General features: G+C 65.3%; 13 protein-coding genes. 1 reads left to right on the top strand and 12 read right to left on the bottom strand.

Going from position 1 to position 15,745, the window contains the following annotated elements; translation table 11 throughout:
* The first annotated feature begins 1 nt into the window (after nucleotide 1).
* Nucleotides 2–199, top strand: coding sequence for a CsbD family protein (locus tag ACTJJX_RS01790; protein WP_003095174.1), 198 nt, complete (start codon nucleotides 2–4; stop codon nucleotides 197–199).
* A gap of 59 nt (nucleotides 200–258) precedes the next feature.
* Here the strand turns inward: ACTJJX_RS01790 and ACTJJX_RS01795 are convergent, their stop codons facing one another.
* The 12 genes from ACTJJX_RS01795 to cbrB all read right to left on the bottom strand — a co-directional run bounded on the left by ACTJJX_RS01795 (nucleotide 259) and on the right by cbrB (nucleotide 15,720).
* A complete protein-coding gene (locus ACTJJX_RS01795) occupies nucleotides 259–573 on the bottom strand; it encodes a DUF2845 domain-containing protein (RefSeq protein ID WP_003100526.1) in 315 nt (104 codons plus the stop codon).
* Entirely contained in the window at nucleotides 570–863 is a 294-nt protein-coding gene (locus ACTJJX_RS01800) for a DUF2845 domain-containing protein (protein WP_003100541.1), read from the bottom strand. Before ACTJJX_RS01800 ends, ACTJJX_RS01795 begins: the two co-directional genes overlap by 4 nt.
* 4 nt (nucleotides 864–867) lie before the next feature.
* A complete protein-coding gene (locus ACTJJX_RS01805) occupies nucleotides 868–4,134 on the bottom strand; it encodes a DUF748 domain-containing protein (RefSeq protein ID WP_320535452.1) in 3,267 nt (1,088 codons plus the stop codon).
* Nucleotides 4,135–4,258: 124 nt separating this feature from the next.
* Entirely contained in the window at nucleotides 4,259–5,140 is an 882-nt protein-coding gene (locus ACTJJX_RS01810; protein WP_003113910.1) for an oxygenase MpaB family protein, read from the bottom strand.
* Nucleotides 5,141–5,237: 97 nt separating this feature from the next.
* The gene (gene acs, locus ACTJJX_RS01815) at nucleotides 5,238–7,175 is read right to left on the bottom strand and encodes an acetate--CoA ligase (RefSeq protein WP_016852165.1); all 1,938 of its coding nucleotides are present in this window, start codon (nucleotides 7,173–7,175) and stop codon (nucleotides 5,238–5,240) included.
* A gap of 193 nt (nucleotides 7,176–7,368) precedes the next feature.
* The gene (pgi, locus tag ACTJJX_RS01820) at nucleotides 7,369–9,033 is read right to left on the bottom strand and encodes a glucose-6-phosphate isomerase (protein ID WP_003100194.1); all 1,665 of its coding nucleotides are present in this window, start codon (nucleotides 9,031–9,033) and stop codon (nucleotides 7,369–7,371) included.
* An 89-nt stretch (nucleotides 9,034–9,122) separates the two neighbouring features.
* Complete coding sequence (gene panD, locus ACTJJX_RS01825) at nucleotides 9,123–9,503, bottom strand: aspartate 1-decarboxylase (RefSeq protein ID WP_003095150.1); 381 nt, start codon at nucleotides 9,501–9,503, stop codon at nucleotides 9,123–9,125.
* A gap of 93 nt (nucleotides 9,504–9,596) precedes the next feature.
* Nucleotides 9,597–10,448, bottom strand: a complete 852-nt coding sequence (panC, locus tag ACTJJX_RS01830; protein WP_003457159.1) for a pantoate--beta-alanine ligase — start codon at nucleotides 10,446–10,448, stop codon at nucleotides 9,597–9,599.
* Entirely contained in the window at nucleotides 10,445–11,245 is an 801-nt protein-coding gene (panB, locus tag ACTJJX_RS01835; protein ID WP_003095147.1) for a 3-methyl-2-oxobutanoate hydroxymethyltransferase, read from the bottom strand. Before panB ends, panC begins: the two co-directional genes overlap by 4 nt.
* Nucleotides 11,246–11,494: 249 nt before the next feature.
* Nucleotides 11,495–11,983: a 2-amino-4-hydroxy-6-hydroxymethyldihydropteridine diphosphokinase gene (folK, locus tag ACTJJX_RS01840; protein WP_003095144.1), complete on the bottom strand. Its 489-nt coding sequence runs from the start codon at nucleotides 11,981–11,983 to the stop codon at nucleotides 11,495–11,497.
* Nucleotides 11,980–13,383 (bottom strand): polynucleotide adenylyltransferase PcnB, encoded by a 1,404-nt coding sequence (locus ACTJJX_RS01845; protein ID WP_016852163.1) that lies wholly within the window; start codon nucleotides 13,381–13,383, stop codon nucleotides 11,980–11,982. Before ACTJJX_RS01845 ends, folK begins: the two co-directional genes overlap by 4 nt.
* 900 nt (nucleotides 13,384–14,283) lie before the next feature.
* Nucleotides 14,284–15,720: a two-component system response regulator CbrB gene (gene cbrB / locus ACTJJX_RS01850; RefSeq protein WP_003095138.1), complete on the bottom strand. Its 1,437-nt coding sequence runs from the start codon at nucleotides 15,718–15,720 to the stop codon at nucleotides 14,284–14,286.
* Nucleotides 15,721–15,745 lie beyond the last annotated feature (25 nt).

Genomic DNA, 15,745 nt, shown 5'->3' on the forward strand with positions numbered 1-15,745 from the left:
GATGAATTCCGATGTGATCAAAGGTAAGTGGAAGCAACTCACCGGCAAGATCAAGGAGCGTTGGGGCGATCTGACCGACGACGATCTCCAGGCTGCCGACGGACATGCCGAATACCTGGTCGGCAAGCTGCAGGAACGCTATGGCTGGTCCAAGGAAAGGGCCGAACAGGAAGTTCGCGACTTCAGCGACCGCCTGTGAACAGGTAGAAAGAAGCCCCGCCGGGATTGCCCGGCGGGGCTTTTTCATGGGCGCTGGATTCAGTCGCCGCGCCGGCTCTGGATGGCGCTGAGGCGGTTGCCCTCGAAACGGACGAAATACAGCATGCCGTTCCATGGGCCATAGACCCATTCCTGGACCTCGACCTCGTAGCGCTTGCCCCATTCCCCGACGACCTCGCGATAACCCAGGCTGTCGCGGCTGCGTGGCTCGCCGCAGCGCGCAAGGACGTCGGCGCTGCTGTCGCCGGTACTCACCAGGCGGCTGCCGCAACGCAGCGAATCGGCCTGAGCATGTGCCAACGGCAGCAGGGACAGCAACGCCACCAGCCCGGTGCGCGGAAGCGAGCGATTCAACGCTTGAACTCGATGCGTTTCAGCTTGTTGGCTTCGAAGGTCAGGATGTAGGTCACGCCGTTGCGCGGGCCGTACACCCACTCCTCGACCTTGAATTCCCGCCGATCGTAGCTGCCCAGGGTATAGCCGACGTCGTCGCGGTGATCCGGATCGCCGCACTTTTGCTGTACTTCGAAGGCCCGGTCGCCGACGCTGACCAGCGCACTGCCGCAACGCATGGTGTCGGCCTGCGCGCTCGCGCAGGCAAGGTAGAGCAGGGGGGCCGCGAGGGCGGCGAATCGCTTGTGCAAGGTATCACTCGCTATCTAGGTGCAGTTGGGTGTCGACATTACCCTTGTCTTCGCCTTCGGCGAAACTGACGTCGATCAAGTAGATGCGATCGTCCGGCAACTGGCCTTTCTCCACCAGGTAATCCTTGATCCGGGTGGCCCGGGCCTGGCCAATCTGGCGCAGCAGCACCTGGCTCTTGGCCCAGGAAGCGATCACCGCTTCGCGCATCTTCGCGGTGCGTTCGTCGCTGTCCAGTTCCTTCCACTCGGCCGGTGGCTGCTGCTTCAGGCGGGTCCGGTAGATGCCTTCGAGCAGCGGTGCCTGCATGTTCTCCGGCACCTCGAGCTGCTTGGCGTCGCTCGGTACCTTGTCGCCGCGACGCTGGAGCATGCGGTAGTAGGTGTTCTGGTATTCCAGTTCGAGACGCTTGGCGCCGATCGAGGGACCGTCAGCCGCGGCGGAGGCCACGCCTTCCACTTCCAGGCGCAGCGCCGGCCGCTCCTTGAGCGCATCGGCGAGCTTGTCGAGGTTGGCCTGGGCTTCTGGCGTCAGCTCGTCGCTGCCCGCGGCGAAGGGTACCGTGCCGAGATCCTCGTTACCGCCGGCGGCGAGGCCGGCGATGAACTTGAACGGCGCCTGCACGGCGCGCAGGACCAGGTTGCGCAGGGTCTGCCAGACGATCGGCATGACGCTGAACTCCGGGTTGTTCAGATCACCGGCCACCGGCAACTGGATATCGATGTTGCCCTTGGTGTCCTTGAGCAGGGCTACCGCCAGCTTCACCGGCAGGTCCACAGCATCCGGGCTGTCGACCTTCTCGCCGAGTTGCAGGCCTTCCAGCAGGACCTTGTTTTCCGCCTTCAGTTGGCTACGTTCGATCTGGTAGTGCAGGTCCAGGTTGAGTCGCCCCTTACGGATGCGGTAGCCGGCGAACTTGCCGGAATAGGGCGTCAGGGTGGTCAGCTCGACGCGCTTGAAGCTGGTGGTGATGTCGAGCTTCTTCAGCGGGTCGAATGGGTCCAGTTCGCCGGCGATGGTCACCGGTGCGTACTTGTCGACCTTGCCCTTGATGTCCACCTTGGCCGGCTGCGAGTTGCGCGTGTCGAGGGTGCCGACTTCGCCGCTGAGCTGCTGGATGGCGGTACCGAACGGCGGCATCAGGGTCAGGTCGGCGAAGTTCGCCGAGCCGTTGTTGATCCGTACGCCGCCGATGTGGATGCCCAGCGGCTTGCTCGCCGGCGCATTCTTGCTTTCGGCGGCGGTCTTGCCGGACGAACTAGCCGGTTGCGGGATGATCAGCTCGCTGACGTTGGTGCTGCGATCTTCGTTGATGATGAAGCGGGCGTAGGGCTCCTCGAAGGACACGCTCTGGATCGACAGGCTGTCCTCGTGCCGGTAGGCGAGGCCGTTGAGGGTCAGTTTGGTCCATTTGACGAAGTCGCGGTCCTTGATGGTATCCAGGGTATGCAACTGGCTGACTTCGGCGCTGCCGTCGACGCTGAAAGCCAGCGGCTCGACGCTCTTCAGGTCGACCGCCAGCTCGCTGCCAAGGAAGCCGCTGCGCAGTTCCAGGCGGATGAACGGCGAGATGTAGGCCTGGGCCACGCGCAGGTCGATGTCGCGGGTACTGACCTTGAGCCTGGCGCTGACCGGGTCGAGCACCACCTGGCCGCTGGCCTGGACCTGGCCGCGGTTGCCGAGGCCGGTCTTGAGCTTGAGGTCGAAGGGGGGCTTGCCGAGGCTGTCGACGTTCTGCAGGTCGAGGTCCAGCGGGCCGACTTCCAGCGGGACCTCGGTGGCCGGCTGGCGATCCACCAGGTGCGCCTTGTAGCCGCGCAGCTGGGCGTCGCGCAGGACGATGTGCCAGGGCTTGGCGGGCGTCTCCGCGGCGGCTTTCGTACTTTCCGGCGGAGGCGTCTTTGCAGTGTCGGCGAGCTGTTGCGGAGAGTCGCTGGCTGCCTTGTCGATTTCCGCAGTCTTGGCCGTTTCCTGCCCGGTTGCCTTGCCGGTCTTCGGAGCCTTGCTCGTCTCTTGCTTGGCTACCTTGTCGGCAGCGCCTTCCGCGACCTTGGCGGACTCTTTGTCGTCCGTTGCCCTTTCCGTCTCGGCGACGCTGGCGTCCTTCTCCGCCGGCCTGTCCTTGCCCGCTTCGCCCGAGGCTATCACGGCTGCCTTGGCGGCACCGTCGGTTGCCGGTTCGCTGGTGGTCTTCGCCGCGTCGGTCGGGGCAGCGGCGGGATCGGTGTTTTCCGCCGGCTTGGGTGCAGGCGCCTTGCGTGGCGGCGGAGTGAAGTCGGCGAACAGTTTCTGCCAGTCGAGCTGGCCGTCCTTCTCGCGCGCGGCCCAGGCCTCCAGGCCCTGGCTGCGGACTTCGCCGAGCACCACTTCCTGCTTGGCCAGGTCCAGGGTGGTAGCGGCCACGTCGAGGCTGGCGAGCTTGGCCAGCGGCTTGCCCTGGGGCGAATTGATGCTGAAGTCGGCGAGTTTCAGCGCGGCCTTGTCGAGCAGCAGCTGGGTGTCCTTGGACAGGTCCAGGCGATAGTCGCTGGAGAGGCTGACCACGCCGTTCTCCAGCACCAGCGGGGCATTGTCGCGGACATAGGGCCACCAGGCCTTGAGCTGGATATCCTTGACGCTCAGGTGGCCCCTGGACGTGATCGGCACCAGGGTCAGGTCGCCTTCCCAGTCGAGGCGGCCGCCGTTCGGGCCGGTGGCGACCAGGGTCATCTTCGCGCCGTCGTCGGGCAGGGTGCTGAGGTTGTGCAGCTCGAAGCCCAGCGGATCGAAGCTGAAGTCCACCGGCTCGCTCGGTCGCAGGTCCTGGAAGTGCAGGCTGCCCTCGGCCAGTTGGATGCGGTCGATGCGCAGCGGGAACGGGTCGCTCGGCTGTTCAGGCTCGGGCGATTCGCTCGGCGGGATCCTGAACAGTCTGGCCAGGTTGAGCTGGCCCTTCTCGTCGAACAGCAGTTCGGTATGCGGACCTTCCAGCTCGACGTCGGCCAGGTGCAGCTGGCGTTTCCACAGGCTGTCCAGCTGCAGGTTGGCGTACAGCCGGCGGAAGGCGAGCTGGGGGTTCTTCTCCTCGCCCAGGCGCAGACCCCAGAGGGTCAATTCCAGGCTGAAGGGGTTGAATTCGATACGTTCGAGACGTGCGGGGACGGTGGCGTATTGCGCCAGTTGCTGGTTGGCGACGCGCAGCCCGATGCCGGGTATGAGCAGAAAGCCCAGCAGGCAATAGACGAGGAAGGTGATCAGCAGGGCGCTGACAGCGCGTTTCAGTCCTTTGGGCATGGCTCTCTTTCGTTTTCCGTTCTAAGCGGTGCGTTGGAGTATGGCACGGCCTCAAGGTTCCGACCGTGATTCGCGCCGTTTCAGAGCCTTTGGACGGGTATTCTCGCTGTCACGGCACGAAAGTTCAGTGGCTCACCGGCGGCAGACCCATGCGCCGGCAGGCTCGATGCATCGAAGCGTTGCGCACCGCCCAGCGCAGCAAGGGTACGCTGCGCCTGACGCTGCCGCGGATCAGGCGGCGTTGTAGCGGACTGAACGGGAGGTCGAGCATCGATCCGGCCCATTCCGGCAACAGCTCGGCGCCTGCGCGCAGCATCAGCGCGCCGAACGGCCTGGCCAGGGTGCTGGGCGCTGGTGCGTTGAAGAGAATCCGCACCACTTCGCGGGTGCGTTCGTCGCAACGCAGGCGTGGACGCATCGCCTCCAGGTAGGCGGCGATCTGCTGGCGGTCGCGCGGTACCGCGCGGGCGCCGAGGCGTTCGGCGACCAGGGCGATTTCCGAGTAGTAACGGTCCTGCTCGCTGCCCGGCAGGTCGGGATTGAGATAGCGCAGGTAGGACTTGAGAAAGCTGCTGACCTCGGCGACATGCACCCAGGTCAGCAGGTCCGGGTCGCTGGCGGAGTAGGGCGTGCCGTCGGGCAACTGGCCGATGACGCTTTCGTGGATGCGCCGGACCCGCTCGATCAGTCGCTCGGCATCGGCCAGCGGGCCGTAGGTGGTGGCCGAGATGAACTGACCGGTGCGACGCAGGCGCCCGAGCAGGTCGTCGCGGAAATTGGAGTGGTCCCACACCCCCGCCAGGGCCAGCGGATGGAGCATCTGCAGGAGCAGCGCGCCGATGCCGCCGATCATCATGCTGCTGAAGTCGCCGTGGACCTTCCAGCAGGCGGCATCGGGGCCGAACAGGCCCGGATCGCCTTTCGGCGACTCGAAGTCGACACCGCCGACGGCGAGCCCGGTAAGGCTCAGCACCTGGCTTTCGATATGGCGACGGACGCTTTCCATGGGGGGCTCGCTACGACAGGGCAGGCACGAGCTTAACCCAGGCGCCGGAGAGACTGGAACCGTCCCGCGCCGCAGGGCGGCGGGACGGTTGCGTGGGTCAGCGGTTGACGCGGTTGTCGATCAACCCCTGCACCACTCCCGGATCGGCCAGGGTCGAGGTATCGCCGAGACTGTCCAGCTCGTTGCAGGCGATCTTGCGCAGGATACGCCGCATGATCTTGCCGGAGCGGGTCTTCGGCAGGCTGGGCGCCCATTGCAGGTGATCCGGCTTGGCGAAGCTGCCGATCTCCTTGCCGACCAGGGCCAGCAATTCCTGTTGTAGCGCCTCGCTGGGCTGACTGCCGGCCATCAGGGTGACGAATGCGTAGATGGCCTGGCCCTTCACATCATGCGGGCAGCCGACCACTGCCGCCTCGGCCACCGCATCGTGCAGGACCAGCGCGCTCTCGACCTCGGCGGTGCCGATCCGGTGTCCGGAGACATTGATCACGTCGTCGACCCGGCCGGTGATCCAGTAGTAGCCGTCCTCGTCGCGGCGCGCGCCGTCGCCGCTGAAGTAATACCCGGGGTAGGGCTTGAAGTAGGTGTCGATCATCCGCTGGTGGTCGCCGTAGACGCTGCGGATCTGACTCGGCCAACTGGCCTTGATCGCCAGTACGCCGCTGCCCGCGCCGTCGATTTCCTTGCCTTTCTCGTCGAGCAGCACGGGTTGCACGCCGAAGAACGGGCGGGTAGCCGAGCCTGGCTTTAGCGCAGTGGCGCCGGGCAACGGGGTGATCAGGATGCTGCCGGTCTCGGTCTGCCACCAGGTATCGACGATGGGGCAGCGCTTCTCGCCGACCACCTGGTAGTACCACTCCCAGGCCTCCGGGTTGATCGGCTCGCCCACCGAGCCGAGCAGGCGCAGGCTGCTGCGCGAGGTCTGGCGGACCGGGGCGTCGCCTTCGCGCATCAGCGCGCGGATCGCGGTCGGCGCGGTGTAGAAGATATTCACCTGGTGCTTGTCGATCACCTGCCAGAAGCGCGAGGCGTCCGGGTAGTTGGGCACGCCCTCGAACATGAGGGTGGTGGCGCCGTTGGCCAGCGGGCCGTAGACGATATAGCTGTGTCCGGTGACCCAGCCGACGTCGGCGGTGCACCAGTAGACGTCGCCATCGTGGTAGTCGAACACGTACTTGTGGGTCATCGCCGCGCCGAGCAGGTAGCCCCCGGTGGTGTGCAACACGCCCTTCGGCTTGCCGGTGCTGCCGGAGGTATAGAGGATGAACAGCGGGTCCTCGGCGTCCATCGCTTCCGCCGGGCAGTCGGCTGAGGCCGCGTGGAGCGCCTCGTGGTACCAGATGTCGCGGCCTTCGACCCAGGGTATGTCGCCCTGGGTGCGCTCGACCACCACCACGGTAGAGACGTCCGGGCAGTCCTTCAGTGCCTTTTCCACATTCTGCTTCAGCGGGATGTACTTGCCGCCGCGCACGCCCTCGTCGGCGGTGATCACGGTGCGGCAGTCGGCATCGAGGATGCGGTCGCGCAGCGAGTCCGGCGAGAAGCCGCCGAACACCACCGAGTGCACCGCCCCGATACGGGCGCAGGCGAGCATGGCGTAGGCGGCCTCGGGAATCATCGGCATGTAGATGCAGACCCGGTCGCCCTTTTCCACGCCGCGGCTCTTCAGCACGTTAGCCAGGCGGCAGACGTTGTGGTGCAGCTTGCGGTAGGTGATGTGCGCGGATTCGCTGGGGTTGTCGCCTTCCCAGACGATCGCGATCTGTTCGCCGCGGCGTTCCAGGTGGCGATCGATGCAGTTGTAGGCGACGTTCAACTGGCCGCCCTTGAACCAGGTGGCCTGGCCTTTCCTCAGGTCGCCGTGGTGGACGCTGTGCCAGGGCTTGAACCAATCGAGGAAGGCCTTGGCCTGCTCGCCCCAGAACTCGTCGGGGTTCTCGACGGATTGGCGGTACAGGCGCTGGTAGTCGTCGTCGTTCAGGTAGGCACGCTGGCGGACGGCGTCCGGCACCGGGTGGACGCTGATCTCGAACATGGCGGTTTCCTTTGTTTTTCTGCTCCGCAAGGTGTCGAGAGACCGCACGCGGCCCCTCTCCAGGTTCGACCAAGGGTGGGCCAGGCGAGAGCCATGTTCAAGTGCCAAAGGCGCGAGCGGGGAAGGCGCCGGGGTCAATCGCCGGACGGAATGAAAAAGCCCGGCCTAGGGCCGGGCTTTGGGGAGAGGCGGATCAGCCGCGATGGCGGCCGCGGAAGAAGTCGATCAGGCCTTGGGTCGAGGCGTCCTCGGCCGGGGTTTCCTCGCTGCCGACCAGGCGCGAATAGACACCCTTGCCGAGTTCCTTGCCAAGCTCCACGCCCCATTGGTCGAAGGCGTTGATGCCCCAGAGGATGCTCTGTACGTAGACCTTGTGCTCGTACATGGCGATCAGCGCGCCGAGGCGGCGGGCGCTGATGCGCTCGACCACCAGGGTGTTGCTCGGTCGGTTGCCCGGAATCACCTTGTGCGGCGCCAGGCGCTGCACTTCGGCTTCCGGCAGGCCCTTGGCGCGCAGTTCGGCCTCGGCCTCCTCGCGGCTCTTGCCGAGCATCAGCGCCTGGCTCTGCGACAGGCAGTTGGCGTACAGCCACTGGTGATGGTCGGCCACCGGGTTGTAGCTGCTCACCGGGACGATGAAGTCCGCCGGGATCAACTGGGTGCCTTGGTGCAGCAACTGATGGTAGGCGTGCTGGCCGTTGCAGCCGACACCACCCCAGATCACCGGCCCGGTGCCGCTGGTGACCGGCGTGCCGTCCTGGCGCACGCTCTTGCCGTTGGATTCCATGTCCAGTTGTTGCAGGTGGTCGGTGATATTCCGCAGATAGTAGTCGTAGGGCAGGATCGCGTGGCTGTTCGCGCCCCAGAAGTCGCCGTACCAGACGCCGAGCAGGCCGAGCAGCACCGGGATGTTGCGTTCGAACGGCGCGGTCTGGAAATGCTGGTCCATGTTGTAGGCGCCGGACAGCAGTTCCTTGAAGTTGGAGATGCCGATGGACATGGCGATCGGCAGGCCGATGGCCGACCACAGCGAGTAGCGGCCGCCGACCCAGTCCCACATGGGGAAGATGTTTTCCTCGCGGATGCCGAAGGCGATCGCGGCTTCCTTGTTGCTGGAGACGGCGATGAAATGGCGGTAAAGCTCTTCCTCGGTGCCGCCCTGGGCCAGGTACCAGGCGCGTGCGGCCTGGGCGTTCTTCAGGGTTTCCAGGGTCCCGAAGGACTTGGAGGAAACGATGAACAGGGTGGTCTCGGCGTTCAGGCGGCTGGCCAGTTCATGGAACTCGCTACCGTCGATGTTCGCCAGGTAGTGGCAGCGCACGCCTTTCTGGGCGAACGGCAGCAAGGCTTCGGATACCAGTTGCGGGCCGAGGAAGGAGCCGCCGATGCCGATGTTCACCACGTCGGTGATCGGCTTTTCGGTATAGCCGCGCCACAGGCCGTTGTGCACGTAGCCCACCAGCTCGGTCATCTGGTGCAGGACGCGGTGGACTTCCGGCATCACGTCGACGCCATCGACCAGCACCTTGTCGCCGATCGGTCGACGCAGCGCGGTATGCAGTACCGGCCGGCGCTCGGAGGCATTGATCGCCTCGCCGTCGAACATCGCCCGGATCGCGTCGCTCAGCCGTGCTTCCTCGGCCAGCTTCACCAGCAGGTCGATGGTGTCCTGGCGAATCAGGTTCTTCGAGAAGTCGAGGAACAGCCCACAGGCGCTGAAGGAAAACCGCTTGAAGCGCTCCGGATCGTCGATGAACGCCTGGCGCATCCTGAAGTCCTGCAGTTCCTGGCGATGGGCGGCCAGGGCGCGCCAACTGTCGAGTTGCGTGGCATCCAGCGGAGTGAGGTGGTGCTTCATGGCTGACCTTCTGGTTGGAATTCGATGGCGCACTTATTTGAACATGAAAAAGCCCGGATGAAACCGGGCTTTATCCAGAGGGGGCGAGGTCAGGCGACCTGTATCGGAATCGCCTCGCTGGTATGGCTGAGCTGGTTGCCCGGCGCCATGTACAGCATGCGCGGCTTGTGGCTGGCCAGTTCGGCTTCGCTGTAGTGTGCGTAGGCGCAGATGATCACGCGGTCGCCGACCTTGGCCTTGTGTGCCGCGGCGCCGTTCACCGAGATCATCTTCGAGCCGTTCTCGGCGCGGATCGCATAGGTGGTGAAGCGCTCGCCGTTGTCGACGTTGTAGATCTGGATCTGTTCGTACTCGCGGATTCCGGAGAGGTCCAGCCAATCGCCGTCGATGGCGCAGGAGCCTTCGTAGTCGAGGACGGCATGGGTGACTTCGGCGCGATGCAACTTGGCTTTGAGCATTATGGCGTGCATGGGGCGACTCCTATCGGGTCCGCGGGGGACGGCAGAGTATGGCGAGTCCGTGGTGAGCGCTCAAGCCCCCGGGAACCGGGGGCTCGGCATGCGTCAATCGAGGTGGACTGAGAGGTTGTCGATCAGCCGGGTACTGCCCAGGTAGGCGGCGACCAGGATCACCAGTTGGCGGTCGCCGGGTACCCCGGGGCGCAGGCTGATCGGCTCGCGGATTTCCAGGTAGTCGGGGCGCAGCCCGGCCTGTTCCAGGGCCTGGCGGGCGTCGGCGAGCAATGCCGGGAAGTCCTCGGCGCCGGCGCGGATGCGTTCGCCGAGCTGCCGCAGGGTGCGGTAGATCGCCGGGGCGGCGGCGCGCTGCTGCTCGTCGAGGTAACCGTTGCGCGAGGACAACGCCAGGCCATCGGCGGCACGCACCGTCGGCTCGCCGAAGATCTGCACCGGCAGGTTGAGGTCGCGGACCAGCTTGCGGATCACCGCCAACTGCTGGAAATCCTTTTCGCCGAACAGCGCGAGGTCCGGCTGGACCATGTTCAGCAGCTTGCTGACCACGGTCGCCACGCCTTCGAAATGGCCGGGACGACTGGCGCCGCAAAGGCCTTCGGAGACGCCGGGAACATGGATGCGGGTCTGCCCGTCCATGCCGTCGGGGTACATTTCCTCGACGGTCGGGGTGAACAGCAGGTGGCAGCCGGCTTCGAGCAGGCGTTCCTGGTCGGCTGCGAGGGTCCGCGGGTATGTGTCGAGGTCTTCGCTGGGGCCGAATTGCAGCGGGTTGACGAAGATGCTGACGACCACGAAGTCGGCGCGTTCGCCGGCTTTCTTTACCAGCGCGGCATGGCCGGCGTGGAGGTTGCCCATGGTCGGCACGAAGCCGATGCGCTTGCCTTCGCTGCGGGCGCGCGCCACCGCGGCGCGCAGTTCACGGACGGTCTTGACGGTGTTCATGCGTTGAATCCGTGTTCGGCGGCGGGGAAGGACACGTCCTTGACGGCGCGGACATAGGCCGCGATGGCGGCCGGGATGCTCTCCTGGCCTTGCATGAAATCCTTGACGAACTTGGGCGAGCGGCCGGTCAGCGAGAGACCGAGCATGTCGTGCATGACCAGCACCTGGCCATCGGTCGCCGCACCGGCGCCAATCCCGATCACCGGGATCTTCACCGCCTGGGTGATCTCTTCGGCCAGCACGCTGGGCACGCACTCCAGCAGCAGCATGGCGGCGCCGGCCTGCTCCAGGGCGATGGCATCGGCGCGCAACTGGCGCGCCTGGGTTTCCTGGCGGCCCTGGACCTTGAAGCCGCCGAACAGGTTGACCGCCTGCGGGGTCAGGCCGAGATGCGCGCAGACCGGCACGCCCATCTGTGCCAGGCGGGCGATCGGCTCCGCCAGCCAGGCCCCACCCTCCAGCTTGACCATGTGTGCGCCGGCCTGCATCAGGCGGACCGCGTCGGCAAGGGTCTGGGCCACGGAATGGCTGGATTCGAAGGCCAGGTCGGTGACGATCAGGGAACCTTTGTTACCGCGTTTCACGCAGGCCGTGTGATAGGCCATTTCCTCGTTGCTGACCGGCAGGGTGCTGTCGTGACCCTGCAATACCATTCCGAGCGAATCTCCGACCAGAAGCACGTCCACGCCGGCCTGGCTGGCGGTGTGGGCGAAGGTGGCGTCGTAGCAGGTCAGCATGGCGATCTTCTCGCCGCTCTGCTTCAACCCTTGCAGGGTGGTCAGGGTTACATCAGGCATGGAAAGGCTCCTCGTTGGGCCGGTGATGAGCCGGCGCGGGGCAAACGGCCACTTATAGTCCGGATGGGGTGGCTCGAAGTCAATTGCAGGTGTTACCGCATTGTTACGGCGTTACTGCCACTGCCGAACGCCGCGCCGCCTGCGGTTGCGCGCGCAGTGTACGCCCATCCGCGGCGTCCTTCGTCAGCTTTTCGGTAACAGTGTGAAGAGCCCGCCGCGAGGTATCCGCGCAGCGGCGGGCAGGCAGGGTCAGGCGCCCGGAAGGCGTTCGATGCCCTCGAACGGACAGGCCGCGAGCAGCTCCGGCAGGTGGCGGCCATCGGGCAGGCGCAGGTCGGGGGCGAGATCGGCGAGGGGATAGAGCACGAAAGCGCGCGCCTGCATGTGGTAGTGCGGCACCTTCAGGCGCGGCAGGTCGAGCAATTGTTCGCCGAACAGCAGGATGTCCAGGTCGAGCGTGCGCGGACCCCAGCGCAGGTCGCGGACGCGCCCCTGTTCCAGTTCGATGGCCTGCAGGGCGTCGAGCAGGTCGAGCGGCGCCAGGTTGGTGTCGAGGGCCGCCACGCCGTTGACGAAGCGCGGCTGGTCGGCGGGGCCGAGCGGGTCGCTGATATAGAGCGGCGAGACGGCGACCAGGCGGGTCTCGGGAAGCCGCTCGAAGGCATCGAGGGCAGCCTGGATCTGCTCGCGCGGTTCGGCCAGGTTGCTGCCCAGCGCCACGTAGACGCGCTGGATCATTCGCCGCTTCCGCCGCTGCCTTCCTTGCGCGGCCCGCGGCGCCGACGGCAGCTGTTGCCGCCGCGGCGACGCTTGCGCGGGGCGCTGCCGTCTTCCTGGCTGACCAGGTCGCGGATCATGTTGCGCCGCTCGCTGTCGCTGACTTCCTGGTAATCGGTCCACCATTGGCCAAGCCCTTCGGTTTCCTCGCCGGCGCTTTCGCGCAGCAGGAGGAAGTCGTAGCCGGCGCGGAAGCGCGGGTTTTCCAGGAGCAGGTCGGCGCGCTTGCCCTGGCGTCGCGGCAGACGTTCCTGCATATCCCAGATCTCGCGGATCGGCAGGGTGAAACGCTTGGGAATGGCAATCCGCTGGCACTGTTCGCTGATCAGTTCGTGGGCGGCTTCCTGCATCGCCGGGATGGCCGGCATGCCTTTCTCCTGCAACTGCGCGACGCGCGCCGGCAGGGCCGGCCAGAGCAGCGCGGCGAAGAGGAAGGCCGGGGTTACCGGCTTGCCCTGGCGAATACGCGCATCGGTATTGGCCAGGGCCTGGCGGATCAGCTTGCCGGTGTAGTCGGGGTTGGCCTGCAGTGCCTTGGCGCTGGCCGGGAACAGCGGCGCGAACAGTTCGTACTCGACCAGCAGTTCGAAAGTGCGCTCGGCCCGGCCGGCGAGGAACAGCTTGAGCACCTCGTCGAACAGGCGCGCCGAAGGGATTTCCCGCAGCAGCGGGGCCAGCCGGCGAATCGGCGCGGCGCTGTGCTTCTCGATCTCGAAGTCGAGCTTGGCGGCGAAACGTACCGCCCGCAGCATCCGCACCGGGTCTTCCAGATAACGCTGCTCCGGATCGCCGATCAGGCGGATCAGGCGATTGCGGATGTCGTGAACGCCATTGGCGTAGTCCAGCAGCCGCTCGCTGGTGACGTCGAAGTACAGGGCATTGATGGTGAAGTCACGGCGCTGGGCGTCGTCTTCCAGGCTGCCATAGACGTTGTCGCGCAGGATGCGGCCGCTTTCGTTGCTGGACGCGCGGCTATCGCCATCGTCCTGGCCTTCCGGATGATGGGCGCGGAAGGTGGCGACCTCGATGATCTCGCGGCCGAAGTGCACGTGTACCAGTTTGAAGCGGCGGCCGATGATCCGCGCGTTGCGGAATTCGGCGCGGACCTGCTCCGGCGTGGCGCTGGTGGCGACATCGAAGTCCTTGGGAGCGATGCCGAGCATCTGGTCGCGTACGCAGCCCCCGACCACGTAGGCCTGGTAGCCGGCCCGCTGGAGGATCTCGACGACCTTGACGGCGTTCCGGCTGAACTGGTCCCGGCGCAGGGAGTGCTGGTTGTTACCGATGACTTCCGGGGTTGTACGGACGGCGCGCGGACGGCGCAGGGGGGAACGAATGGTCTGGATCAGCTTTTTCAGCATGGATGTGTTATCGGGAGCACGATGTGGGTGATTGCACGCCTGCGTTGCTCAAACAGGACGGACGTCGGGTAATGCTGCGGCATTATCAGGACCTCTCGGGCGAGGCGTGTTCTGTACCCGTTGAATGTTTGGCCCCGCGACGCACAGGGCGTCCCGGGCGCCGGAACCGACTGCGCCATGCATCCTGACAGAAACGAACAGGGGCCGTACATCCTGTTCCCGCGAAGCGGGAGAGGGCCGGGAAGGCTGCGGTGAATCTGGCAAGGCATGCGGATGGCCGCATAGTCTGCGCGGATTCTAGCATTGGATGGGGAAATGGTGTAAGGCGAAGGAAAAACGGGGAAAACGGAGGGAGGGGGTGAAGCTACTGGGGGAGCCGAAGCTCCCCCCCAAGTAGGTGCGTGCTTTGTTTTTATTATGATTTCGGGCTTGTTGTTTTTGTTTGTCGACCCGTCCCTTGAGCCAGTCGCTTCAGGGATATCTCCCAGGCTGGGAGTTCAATAGCAAACGGATTGCTTTGGTCGCTGATGCTGCCATGATCGTCGAGCGATCCAACCAGTCTGTGCGCTGCCTCAAGGCAGTTTTATTCTTCTTCCGACTGGCTGCGGGACGGGTCCCGACAGCAACTCCTCTCCAAAAGAATCAGTTAGCTGCGCCTCCGCGATTTTGTTTTTGTTGTGCTGGAGTCGTTACGTGTTGTTTTTATTGTCTTCGTCGTTGCTTGTTATTGTTGTTGTGCCAATACATAAGCAGATGCCGTGCCAGTTTTTCGAAACCCAGTAAAATCAATGGGTTGAGGTTTTCGGTGGGGCGGCGGAGGGCACAAAAAAACCGGGTTCCCGTTACCGATGAACCCGGTTTCTGTTACGCGGTACGTCCGCGGTAACAGGTTGCAGGGTGTTACGAGTCGGCCGAGGCCCCTGATTTACGCCGCGGAATGCCCAGGCGCTGGCGGCGTTCCCACAGGCATTTGCGGCTGATGCCCAGCTTGCGGGCCAGCTCGGTCTCGGTCATGTGGTCCTGGTGCTCGAGGACGAAGTGCTGGAAGTAGTCTTCCAGCGAAAGGTCCTCGGTGGGCTCGTGGTTGCTGGCCGCGGCGCCCGCCGGGCCGAGGCCGAGGTCGGCGGCGAAGTCGTCCTCGAGGTCGTCCAGCTCGATGTCGATACCCAGCAGGTCGGCGTGGATTTCCTGGCTCTCGCTGAGGATCACCGCCCGCTCGATGGCGTTTTCCAGTTCGCGCACGTTGCCCGGCCATGGGTAATGGCGGATCGCCTGTTCGGCGTCGTGGGCGAAGCTGAGCGGCGCGCGCCCCATCCGGGTGCACTGGCGAGCCAGAAAGGCGCGGGCGATCTCCATCACGTCGTTGCCACGCTCGCGCAGGGCGGGCAGCTTCAGCGAGATCACATGCAGGCGGTAATAGAGGTCTTCGCGGAATTGCCCGGTCTTGGCCAGGGTTTTCAGGTCGCGGTGGGTGGCAGCGATCAGGCGCACGTCGACCTTCTGCGATTGCACCGAGCCGACCCGGCGGATCTCGCCTTCCTGCAATACGCGCAGCAGGCGGGCCTGGGCCTCCAGCGGCAGTTCGCCGATCTCGTCGAGGAACAGGGTGCCGCCGTCGGCCGCTTCGACCAGCCCGGCGCGCCCGGCGCTGGCACCGGTGAAGGCGCCTTTTTCATGGCCGAACAGCTCGGATTCGATCAGGGTTTCCGGAATCGCCGCACAGTTCACCGAGATCAGCGGCGCCTTGGCGCGCTTCGACAGGTTGTGCAGGGCGCGGGCGACCAGTTCCTTGCCGGTGCCGGACTCGCCCTGGATCAGTACCGTGGAGTCGGTCGGCGCGACCTTGCGAATCTTGCTGTACAGCTCTTGCATCGGCGCACAGGAGCCGATGATGCCTATCTCGCCGTCGGCTGCCGCCGGGCTGGCGCCGCGCTCGCCGCCGGCCTTGCCGCCGTTGGCGGAGACCGGGGCCGCGCTGCGGTTCTCCTGGCGGTCCTTGAGGATGCGCGCCACGGCCTGGAGCATTTCGTCGTGGTCGAAAGGCTTGGCGATGTAGTCCACCGCGCCCATCTTCATCGAATCCACCGCCGAACGCAGGCTGGCGTAGCTGGTCATGATCAGAACCGGAATGCCTTCGGCGAGCTTGATCAGTTCGGTGCCGGGGGCGCCCGGCAGGCGCAGGTCGCTGACCACCATGTCGAAGGAGGGGATGGTGTAGCGCTCCTGGGCTTCCTGCACCGAGCCGGCTTCGCTGACCTGGTACTGGTTGCGCTCCAGCAGGCGTCGCAATGCAGATCGGATAATGGTTTCGTCTTCGACGATCAGAATATGTGCCATGTATTCAGCTCTCTCGACGTGCTCG

This window comes from Pseudomonas sp. 22490 (assembly GCF_052044465.1).
Classification (GTDB): Bacteria; Pseudomonadota; Gammaproteobacteria; order Pseudomonadales; family Pseudomonadaceae; genus Pseudomonas; species Pseudomonas aeruginosa.